The following is a 10,738-nucleotide window of genomic DNA, read 5'->3' as shown; positions in this document are numbered from 1 at the left end:
GCGCATGTCCGGCGCCGGGTGGGCGCATGCGGCGCAAGGCGGGGGCGGCGAGGCCGGCGCCCGCAAGCGCGCGCACCGCCGCAGCGGCGGAGGCGGCGGCCAGCGGCGACGGCAGCGAGGCGATCCCGGCGACGAGTCCCGCGATGAGCCCGACCGCCAGCCCCGTTCCGATTCGGGCCCCTGGCCCAGGCCGGACCGACCGGGCGAAACGCCACCGCCCGGCGACGGCGCGGCCGAAGCCCGCGTCGTTCCCGTTCTGCGCCTCGGCCCCGGGCGCCGGGCCGTACGCGTCGGCCACGATTTCGGGGGGTGGCCGGGGCGCCGCAGCGGCACGGTCCCCACCCCCGCCACCGCCCCCGACCGCGTCAAAGGCGTCGCGGGGCGGGCTCGCGGCTTTGCGACCGTTCGTATGGCCGGATTTCGACAACCATGCTATCATGGTCATGTAGACTGCCTGAAGCGTGACTCATCTGGTGCGTCCATGGTCCGAGCGATCTCGATTATCAGACGACTGCGGCGCTGCGACAACGGCGCAGCGTCGATAGAATTCGTGGTGCTCACCGCGGGCGTGGTCATGATCGGCATCGGCGTCGGCGCTCCTCTACGCGAGGGCGTGGTGGATTTCCTCGCCGCGATCAACGATGTGCTGCTGGAACATCCGAAACAGCCCTGAGTTCGGCCGTGATCGCCTTGCGACGCGATCACGACCCGGCGCGCGATCCGCACCCCAAGTCATGCGCGCGTGCGTCATCGTAACCTTCATTTCCTTTTAACCACGCGGCGCGAATCGGGTTGATTTTTCCGGCGGCGCCGTTCATCCACGTGTATAGCGAGAGGGATCGTTCGTTGCCCTTCCGCGAAAGACCTCCCCCATCCGCCGGGGGAATCAAGGCCCTCTAGGGGGTGTGTGTAGCTTACGTCCGGTGTAGGGCGATGCTTGGAGCCAGCGGTTTGGATGCCGGGTTCCGTGTAGTGGAGGGATATCCAATGACTTTCTTTGCCAAGGTGCGCCGCGCGATCTACGACGAGTCCGGCGCCGTGACCGTCGACTGGGTCGTGCTGACCGCCGCCGTCGTGATCCTGTCGATCGGCGCCATCGCCGCCCTCGACACCGGCGTCGACTCGATGATCGGCGCGATCTCCTCGGAACTGAGCGAAGGCAGCTCGGCCGTCTCCGACGCCAACTGGGGCAACGCCACCGCTTCCGAGTGATCCAGCGCTGACCAGCCGGTCCGGATCGCGCATCGCCTGAGTCGCGACGCGATCCGGATCTTGGCGGAATTGATGCCCATCTGAAAAGCAAAGCCGTCCACCGCACATGCGCGGGGGGCGGCTTCTCGCATCGAACGAACGGGATCCCATCATGAGATCGCTCGCCGTCTTCGTCTTCGTCGCGGGACTGGCGCTCGCCGGCGGCGCCGCCTGGTATGTCTTCGCGCAGGTTCAGGCGGCCGAATCCCGCATGGCGCCCGGCCCGAGCGTCGCCCTGGTCCCCGTGGCCGTCGCCGCCAAACCCCTGAAATTCGGCCAGCCGATCACCGCCGCCGACGTCAAGGTGATCCAGTGGCCGGCCGAGATCCTGCCCGACAACTCGTTCAATTCGCCCGAGGACCTGTTCGGCACGGACGGCAAGCCCCGCACCGTGCTGCGGCGGATGGAGCCCAACGAGCTGATCCTCAAGTCCAAGGTCACCGGCTTCGGCGAGCGGGCGACGGTGATGTCGCTGCTCGAACCGGGGATGCGCGCCTACACCATGCCGGTCACGGCCTCGTCCTCGGTCGGCGGCTTCGTGCTGCCCGGCTCGCATATCGACGTGTTCCTGACGGTGAACGACCGCCGCAACGGCCTGACCACCCGCACCCTGATCGAGGGCATCGAGGTGATCGCGGTCGACCAGGACACCGATCCCGACCGGATCGAGGCCAAGGTGGCGCGCACCGTGACCCTGCAGGGCAGCCCCGCGCAGGTGCAGCAGCTGACGCTGGCCTCGGAGCTGGGCAACCTGTCCATCGCGCTGCGCGGCTTCGGGGCGACCGACGCGATCGCCGCCGCGCCGATCGACAGGGCGTCGCTGCTCGGCGAGGTCGAGGCGGCGCCGGTGGTCGATGCCGGGCCCGCGCCGGAGCCGGAGATCAAGGTGATCGTGCGCCGCGGCAACCAGGTCGAAGTCCGCACCATGCCTTGAGCGGGGCCCCGGCCGGCCCCGAGCCGGTCGCGGCCCTCCGCTGCGCGCATTCCGGAACCGTCGGCGGCGCCCCGCCGGCGGTTCCTTCCCATTTGAAATCACGCGAAAATCCGCAATTCGGCGCGGCGAGAGGCGTCGGACACCCGGTGTCGCTTTTCAGCCACTTTTGCGTCGGCATGGCCCGGATGCCGGGGCGCGGCCGGCGTGGAGCTTGTCAGGCTTTCATAAAAATGGCTCTATCCCCGAGGCTTGCGAGCCGGTCTTGAAGTTCGATATCCGGTTGGAAAAGGGGGAGGCGATGGCATTCCGGCGCAACGTCGTCCGCGACGTCCTCCGGCGCGTCGACCAGGTCGCGGCCCCGCGCCGCGCCCCTGGCGCGCTTCTGCGCGCCGCCGGTCTCGTCTTCTCGGTCCTGCTGCTCGGCGCTTCCGCGGCGCTCGCGCAGGTCGCGCCCTCCCCTGCGCCCGCGCCCGCCTCGGCGCCCCCGACCGGCGGGCCGGCGGTGCGGGTGCTGGAGGGGGCGGCCTCGCCCACCGTTTCGGTCTCGGTCAACCGCGCCATCGTGCTGGAGGCGGGGGAGGCCTTCGCCGAGGTCTCGGTGGCCAATCCCGGCATCGCCGACGTCGCCGCCCTGTCCAACCGCACCGTCTACGTGCTGGGCAAGACCGCGGGGCGCACCACGCTCACCCTCTTCGGGCCGGGCGGGCGGCTGATCGCCAACGTCTCGGTCCAGGTCGGCCCCGACCTCCAGGAATTCAAGGAACGCCTCCAGCAGATCCTGCCCGGCGAGGACATCCAGGCGCGGTCCGCCGCCGACGGCGTGGTGCTGTCGGGCACGGTGTCGTCGGCGGCCTATCTCGCCCGGGCGCTGGAGCTGGCGGAGCGCTACGCGCCGGGCCGGGTGTCCAACATGATGTCGGTCGGCGGCTCCCAGCAGGTGCTGCTGCGGGTGCGCTTCGCCGAGGTGCAGCGCTCGGCCTCCAAGCAGCTGGGCTTCAACTGGGGGGTCGGCTTCGGCTTCGGCAATTTCGGCGTCGGCGTCGGCACCGGCGACTATCTTTCCGGCGAGAACGACCTCGCCGTGCCGACCCGGCGCGGGCTGAGCAACGGCTACACGTCGTCGAGCCCGTCCGAAGGCATCCTGCAGATCGGCTATGCGGCGGGCGGCATCGTCGCCAACCTCGCCATCGACGCGCTGGAATCGAAGGGCTTCGCCCGCACCCTGGCCGAGCCGAACCTGGTGGCGCTGTCGGGCGACGACGCGTCGTTCCTGGCGGGCGGCGAATATCCGGTGCCGCTCTACTCGGCCGACGACGGCAACCTGTCGGTCGACTACCGCCCCTTCGGCGTGTCGCTGGGCTTCACCCCCACCGTGGTCTCCGCCGACGTGATCAACCTGGAGATGGAGGCCGAAAGCTCGGCCATCGACACCTCGATCGTCATCGCCTCGGGCGGGGTGTCGTTCAACGGCTTCTCCACCCGCCGGGCCAAGACCACCATCGAGCTGAAGGACGGCGAAAGCTTCGCCATCGCCGGCCTGCTGCAGGACGAATTCGTCGACAACGCCAATCAGCTGCCCTGGGTGGGCGACGTGCCGATCCTGGGCACGCTGTTCCGCTCGGCCGATTTCCAGCGCCGGCAGACCGAGCTGGTGATCATCGTCACCGCCTACCTGATCTCGCCGGTGACCGAGGATGCGCTGGAGCTGCCCACCGACCGCATCCGCCTGCCGAGCGAGGAGGAGCTGTTCCTCATGGGCAAGCTGGGCGTCGCGACCGATCCGACGATCCGGGCGGTGGCGGGCCGCGCGTTCGAGGGGGCCTACGGCTATGTCGTGGAATAGGGCGCGCCTGGCGGGCGCGGTCGCGCTGGCGGCGCTGGCGGGGGGCTGCGGCTGGACCCCGCCGATGGAGCATATGGCGCCCGCCTCCGAGTCCTTCGGCAAATGGGACGCGACCAATTTCGCGGCGATGACCGGGCGCGGCATGGACCCGGCCCGGCTCGCATCCCTGCGCGCCGCCTTCCGGGCCGCCGCCCCCGACACGGTGACCTTCGCCTTCGACGACGCGGCGATCGAGCCCGCCGCAGCCCGCGCGCTGGCCGCCCAGGCCGCCTGGCTGCGCGCCCATCCCGCCGCGATGGTCGCCATCGAGGGGCATGCCGACCTCGTCGGCGCCGAGCGCTACAACCAGCGGATCGGCCTGCGCCGGGCGCAGGCGGTCGCGGCGCGGCTTGCGGCGCTCGGCGTCGGCGAAGGGCAGCTCGCGCTGGTCTTGTCGCGCGGCGAGCGCGATCCGCTGGTTCCCACGCCGGACGAGGAACGCGCCAACCGCCGCGCCGTGTCGACGGTCGAGGGCTGGGGCGCCGGCTGGCGCGGGCGCAGCTTCAACGGCAAGCGCGCCTATCTGGCCTATACGGACTACACGACCAAGCAGCTCGACACGGCGCCGGCGCCGGGCACGGGCGGCTGACGCGGCCCGGGCGGTCCCGCGGCAGGCCCCCGACCGAGACGCCGCGTGCGCTTCCTGCGGCGCGAAACCCGCGCTATATCGGGAAGCGGGAATATCAACGGGCGCAGGCCGGTCGTCGCGCGGCGAGTCCGCGCGGGGACGAGGATCGGCCGGAGCAGGGCGCGCGGAGGCGATTGACTTCATGCTGAAGAGAAAACGCGCCGGCGCCGCGACCGCGGATCTGCTCGTGGTGGCCCGGGATCCGGCCCGCTTCGCCGGGCTGACGCGGGAGCTCGACGCCGATTTCGGCGATGGCGGCTGGGTCGCCGCCGAGCCCAGGCAGGTGCCCGGCCTGCTGGCGGCGGCGGGCGACGCCTCGGCCGCCGTGCTGGTCTGCGTCGGACCCGAGGACATGGAGGGGATCGACACCCTGCTGGCGCTGGTCACCCATTGCACGCGGCGTCACGCGCCCGTGGTGCTGGTGGTCGACGAGATCGCGCCGGTCGCCGTGCACCGGCTGATGCGCGCCGGGGCCACCGATTTCCTGCCCGCCCCCCTCACGCCGGGATCGCTGATGGAGAGCATCGCCTCGGCCCGCAGGGGCGAAGGCGCGCCGGCCGACGCGGTCGAAAGCCGCGGCCGCGAGGGGCTGATCTACCCGGTCTACGGGGTCGCGGGCGGCGTCGGCGCCACCACCTTCGCGGTCAACCTCGCCTGGGAGATCGCGCTGGAAAGCCGCAAGTCGGGGCTGCGGGTCTGCTTGCTCGACCTCGATTTCCAGTATGGCTCCGTGGCGACCTATCTGGACATGCCGCGGCGGGATTCGGTGCTGGATTTCCTGTCGGACATGTCGCGCGCCGACGCCCAGGGCTTCGCCGCGGCGCTGGAGGAGCGTGGCGCGCGCCTGTCGGTGTTCACCGCCCCCGCCGACGCGCTGCCGCTCAACATCATCGGGGCGGACGGGATGAAGCGGCTGCTGGCGCTCGCCGCCGACAGCCATGACGTGGTGATCGTCGACCTGCCCACCGCCCTGACCGAGTGGACCGAGGCCGCGCTGAACGCCGCCCAGCGGTTCTGGGCGGTGATGGAGATCGACATGCGCTCGGCCCAGAACATGCTGCGCTTCCTGCGCGCGCTCCAGGCCGAGGATCTGCCGTTCGACAAGCTCGACTACGTGATGAACCGCGTGCCGGGCTTCAGCGATTTCGGCGCGAAAGGCCGCGTGAAGAAAATGGCCGAAACGCTTGGAATCGAGTATGGAGTGTTGTTGCCGGACGGCGGCAAGGCGGTGGTCCAGGCCTGCGACCACGGCTCGCCGCTCGCGGAATTCGCCGGCGCGAACCCGTTGCGCAAGGAAATCCGCAAAACCGCAAAGGCCGTTCTGGAAGAGGTGCAGGCGTCCCGCGTCGCCCTCGCGTAAACCGGAGAAAGCGCCATGTTCAAGCGTTACGCCAAGGACGCCCCGGCCACGGCCGCGCCGGTGGTGCTGACCAGCGCCGCCCAGGCGGCCGCGACCCGCGTGGCGGCGGCGGAGGCCGAGACCAAGGCCGCCGAGGTCGCCGCGGCCGAGACCCGCGAGCAGAAGCGCCGCCAGCGCCTCTTGCAGATCAAGGTCGACTTGCATCGCCGCCTGCTGGAGACGCTGAACCTGTCGATCATCGACAAGGTCCCCGAATCCGAGCTGCGCCGCGAAATCGCGACCATCGCCCGCGAGGGTCTGCGCGAGATGGGCATGGTGCTCAACGCCGCGGAGGCCGAGCAGCTGACCCAGGAGCTGGTCGACGAAGTCACCGGCCTGGGCCCGCTGGAGCCGCTGCTGAAGGACGACAGCATCTCCGACATCCTGGTCAACGGCGCCCACCAGATCTTCGTGGAGCGGCGCGGCAAGCTGGTGCTGTCGGAGGTGAAGTTCAAGGACAACAAGCACCTGCTCCGCGTGATCGACAAGATCGTGTCGGCGGTCGGCCGGCGCGTGGACGAGAGCCAGCCCTGGGTCGATGCGCGGCTTGCGGATGGCTCCCGCGTCAACGCCATCGTGCCGCCCTGCGCGGTCGACGGGCCGCTGCTCTCCATCCGAAAGTTCTCGAAGTCGCCGCTCTCCATCGACAAGCTGATCGCCTACGGGGCGTTCACCGAGGAGATGGCGGCGTTCCTGCAGGCGGTGGTGGCGACAAGGCTGAACGTGATCGTCTCGGGTTCCACCGGGTCGGGCAAGACCACCACGCTGAACGCGCTCAGCTCCTTCATCGCCAATGACGAGCGCATCGCCACCATCGAGGACACCGCCGAGCTTCAGCTCCAGCAGACCCATATCGCGCGGATGGAAAGCCGGCCGCCGAACGTGGAGGGCAAGGGAGAGGTCTCCCAGCGGGTGCTCCTGAAGAACGCGCTCCGCATGCGGCCCGACCGGATCATCGTCGGCGAGACCCGCGGCGACGAGGTGCTCGACATGCTGCAGGCGATGAACACCGGCCATGACGGCTCGATGACCACGGTCCACGCGAACTCTCCCCGCGACGCGGTGGGGCGCGTCGAGAACATGATGCTGATGTCGGGGCTGGAGATGCCGCTGCGCGCCACCCGCGCCCAGATCGCGTCCGCCGTGCATGTGGTGGTGCAGGTCTCGCGCCTGTCGGACGGCACCCGTCGCATGACCCATATCTCGGAGATCACCGGGATGGAGGGCGAAGTTATCGCCATGCATGACGTGTTCCGCTTCAAGCGCACCGGCATCGACGGCGACGGCACGGTGCTCGGCCAGTTCGAGGCGTCGGGCATCCGCTCCAACTTCGCCGAGCGGTTCAAGGCCTGGGGCTTCGATCTGCCCAACGAGATCTACCAGCCCAACAAGAAGCTGGGCTGAGCCATGGCCGTCGCCCCGCTGATCTTCATCGCCATCTTCGTCGGCATCTTCCTGGCGGTGGAGGGGCTCTATCTGCTGGCCTTCGGCCGCTCCGCCCGCCGGGACGCCAAGGTCAACCGCCGCCTGACGCTGCTGGACAAGGGCGACGACCCGATGGAGGTGCTCACCCAGCTCCGCAAGGAGCGGGAGCGCCACATCAACGCCGCCAGCGCGCCGCTGGTCGCGTCGCTTTTCGACAAGGCGGCGCAGGCCAACATCCCGTGGTCGCCGCGCACCATCCTGCTGATCACCGGGGTCGCGGCGGCGCTGGTCTTCGTGGCGCTGATGCTGTTCGCGGGGCTCGGGCCGCTGCTGGCGGGGCCGTTGTCGCTGGGCATGGCCTATGCGGCGATGTTCCTGTGGCTGGGCGGCCGGGCCAAGAAGCGGCTGGCGAAGTTCGAGGAGCAGCTGCCGGAAGCCATCGAGCTGATGGTCCGGGCGCTGCGCATCGGCCACCCGTTCTCGTCCGCCATCGCGCTGGTGGCGCAGGAGATGCCCGATCCGATCGGCACCGAATTCGGCATCATCGCCGACGAGGCGATCTACGGGCTCGACATCAACGACAGCCTGGACCGGCTGGCCGACCGGGTGGCGGTGCCCGACCTGCGCTTCCTCGCGGTGGCGGTGGCGATCCAGAGCCAGTCGGGCGGCAACCTGGCCGAGATCCTGGCGGGGCTGGCGGCGGTGGTGCGGGCGCGCTTCAAGCTGTTCCGCCGGGTGAAGGCGATCACCGCGGAAAGCCGCTGGTCGGGGGTGTTCCTGTCGGCCTTCCCGGTGCTGGCGCTGATCGTGGTGCAGCTGATCCGGCCGAACTATTACGACGGGGTCGTCGACCATCCGGCCTTCGTGCCGGCGACCATCGTCGTGGGCATCATGCTTGCGATCAACATCGTGTTCATGCGCATGATGGTGAACATCAAGGTCTGACCCGGCCGGCCTTTTCGGGCGGGGAGCGGGCGGCGGGAGAATCAGGGCCGCGCGAAACGCGGCCCACGAAAGACGAGATCCGCGGGATCCGGAACACCGGAGCCGCGGGCGGGGGCGCGGGGACGCGCGGCAGGGACGACAGCGGACAGGAGGACCGGGGGCGCCCAATGGCGCGGCCCGGCCGGCGACGGAGCGTTTTGGACAGCATCCAACATATCATCGCGCTGCTGACCGAAGCGTTCGGTCCGATGGGGCCTGTCTGGGTGATGGGCGGCTTCGGCGTGCTGCTGATCCTGTGCGCCGCGCCGATCCTGCTCAGCCGGCGCACCGACCCGTTCGCCCGCCTGCAGCGCGACCGCGACGCCATGCGCCTGTCCGGCCAGGCCGGCGCGCGCCGCCGGGCGGAGATCGAGCGGCTGCGCGCCGACGACAAGCCCAGCCGCCTCAGCTCGCTCGCCCCCCTGTTCGAGCCGAAGGACAAGAAGGCGCTCTCGACCGCGCGCGAACAGCTGATCCAGGCCGGCTACCGGTCCCGCGCCGCGGTGCAGACCTATTTCGTCGCCCGCGTGCTGGGCGCGGTGCTGCTGTCGCTGGGGGCGCTGCTCTATTCCCTGCTGACCGGGTCTGAGACGCAGATGATCGCCTACACCGTGGTCGGGGGCATGGCGGTCGGCTATTTCGCGCCGAATTACTGGGTCACCCGCCGCCGCGCCGCCCGTCAGCAGGAGATCCAGGACGGGTTCCCCGATGCGCTCGACATGATGCTGGTCTGCGTCGAGGCGGGCCAGTCGCTCGACCAGGCGCTGATGCGGGTGGCGGACGAGATCACGCATGCCCATGCCTCGCTGGCCGAGGAGTTCCAGATCGTGTCCGTGGAGATGCGGGCGGGCAAGGAGCGCGCTGTGGTGCTGCGCGATTTCGCCAACCGCTCCGGCGTGCAGGATGTGCAGTCCTTCGTGACGGTGCTGATCCAGAGTTCGCAGTTCGGCACCTCGATCGCCGAGGCGCTCCGGGTCTACGGGGCCGAGATGCGCGACAAGCGGGTGATGCGGGCCGAGGAGAAGGCCAACAAGCTGCCGACCAAGCTGACGTTGGGGACCATGTTCTTCACGGTGCCGCCGCTGATGCTGATCCTGATCGGTCCGTCGCTGGTGGACATCATGAAGGTCATGGGGGGCAAGTAGTGGGGCGCGAGGCGCTGCGCGCCGCCCCTGCCGCGCCGCGCGCCGCTCGCCCCGTCCCGCGGGTCGTCGGCCGGGCCGCGATCCTCGTCGTCGCCGCCGCGCTCGTGGGCTGCGCCGCGCAGGCGACGGCGCCGGCTGCGCCCGCCCCTGTCGTCGACGCGGGATTTCCGGAGGCCGCGCCGGGCGCCGCCGCGCCTCCCGGCGCCGTCGCCGACTGGACCACCCGCTACGGCGTGGTCGCGCCGGGGCAGGGCCGCAGGATGACCCTCGAGGCCTTCCTCGCCGACCGGAAAGGCGCGGGCGAGGGCGGCCCCGTTCCGCCCCCGGCCGCCGCGCCCGCCGCCGCCCCGCCCGGCCCGACCGCGCCCGTCCCCGTCTTCGCCGCCCCGCTCGACATCCGCCCGACCGAGGAACCCGACGCGGGCCCGCTTCCCGACGAGGCCGCCGAACCCTCGTCCGAAAACCCGGCCGCGCCCGCCGCCGCCCCCGATCTCGCCGACCGGCTGCTCGCGGCCCTCGGCCTCGTCGACGCGGCCGAAACGGCGGCCGCCGACCACCCGGCCTTCGGCGTCGCCATCCCGGCCGAGAACCCGGCCGCCGCCCGCGCGGTGGAGGAGCAGGAGGCCGCCCGCCGCGCCGCCGAGGGCCTGTCGCCCGGCGAGGCGGCGCGGCGCGGGCGCGAGCTGCTAGACCTCGGCCGCGCCCCGCAGGCCGAGCGGATGTTCCGCACCGCCCTCGTCGAACAGGGCCCGACCGAGGCGATCCTGGTCGGCCTCGGCTCCGCCTGGCGGCAGATGGGCCGGCGGCGGCAGGCGGAAACGTTGCTGTCGCGCACGGTGCGCAGCTGGCCGGCAAGCCCCTCGGCCCGCAACAGCCACGGCGCGACGCTCTATGATCTGGGGCGGTTCGCGGAGGCCGAGGCCGAATTCCGCGTCGCGGCCGAGCTCATCGGCCGCGCCGGACGCCCTATCCCGGCGGAGCTGGTCGGCAACATCGCCAGCGCCGCGCGCGCGCGCGGGGCCGAGCCTGCGCCGATCGCGCCGCCCGCGCCCACGGGGCTGGTGGCGGCGGAGGCGCGGCTTAGCGGCTC

At 71.1% G+C, this 10,738-nt stretch carries 10 protein-coding genes; all 10 read left to right on the top strand.

What is annotated here, in order from left to right:
- Positions 1–673, top strand: a 673-nt coding sequence (locus ACTB72_RS17620) for a Flp family type IVb pilin (protein WP_463038318.1), incomplete at its 5' end; no start/stop codon positions are given.
- A 314-nt stretch (positions 674–987) separates the two neighbouring features.
- Positions 988–1,212, top strand: a complete 225-nt coding sequence (locus ACTB72_RS17615; RefSeq protein WP_463038317.1) for a hypothetical protein — start codon at positions 988–990, stop codon at positions 1,210–1,212.
- Positions 1,213–1,363: 151 nt separating this feature from the next.
- Positions 1,364–2,185 carry a Flp pilus assembly protein CpaB gene (gene cpaB / locus ACTB72_RS17610; protein WP_463038316.1) on the top strand — a complete coding sequence of 274 codons (822 nt, stop codon included), beginning with the start codon at positions 1,364–1,366 and terminating at the stop codon, positions 2,183–2,185.
- Between the two features lie 298 nt (positions 2,186–2,483).
- Complete coding sequence (locus tag ACTB72_RS17605) at positions 2,484–4,028, top strand: type II and III secretion system protein family protein (RefSeq protein WP_463038315.1); 1,545 nt, start codon at positions 2,484–2,486, stop codon at positions 4,026–4,028.
- Complete coding sequence (locus tag ACTB72_RS17600) at positions 4,015–4,656, top strand: OmpA family protein (protein ID WP_463038314.1); 642 nt, start codon at positions 4,015–4,017, stop codon at positions 4,654–4,656. Before ACTB72_RS17605 ends, ACTB72_RS17600 begins: the two co-directional genes overlap by 14 nt.
- A 181-nt stretch (positions 4,657–4,837) precedes the next feature.
- A complete protein-coding gene (locus ACTB72_RS17595; protein ID WP_463038313.1) occupies positions 4,838–6,055 on the top strand; it encodes an AAA family ATPase in 1,218 nt (405 codons plus the stop codon).
- A gap of 15 nt (positions 6,056–6,070) precedes the next feature.
- On the top strand, positions 6,071–7,498 hold the full coding sequence (locus ACTB72_RS17590) for a CpaF family protein (protein WP_463038312.1): 1,428 nt from the start codon (positions 6,071–6,073) through the stop codon (positions 7,496–7,498).
- Positions 7,499–7,501: 3 nt separating this feature from the next.
- Positions 7,502–8,464: a type II secretion system F family protein gene (locus ACTB72_RS17585; protein ID WP_463038311.1), complete on the top strand. Its 963-nt coding sequence runs from the start codon at positions 7,502–7,504 to the stop codon at positions 8,462–8,464.
- Between the two features lie 197 nt (positions 8,465–8,661).
- Positions 8,662–9,648 carry a type II secretion system F family protein gene (locus ACTB72_RS17580; RefSeq protein ID WP_463038310.1) on the top strand — a complete coding sequence of 329 codons (987 nt, stop codon included), beginning with the start codon at positions 8,662–8,664 and terminating at the stop codon, positions 9,646–9,648.
- Positions 9,648–10,738: tetratricopeptide repeat protein (locus ACTB72_RS17575; RefSeq protein ID WP_463038309.1), on the top strand; the 1,091-nt coding region annotated here is incomplete at its 3' end. The genes ACTB72_RS17580 and ACTB72_RS17575, both read left to right, overlap by 1 nt.

The organism is Albimonas sp. (genome assembly GCF_055129145.1).
This window is presented reverse-complemented; position numbering and strand designations above follow the sequence as displayed.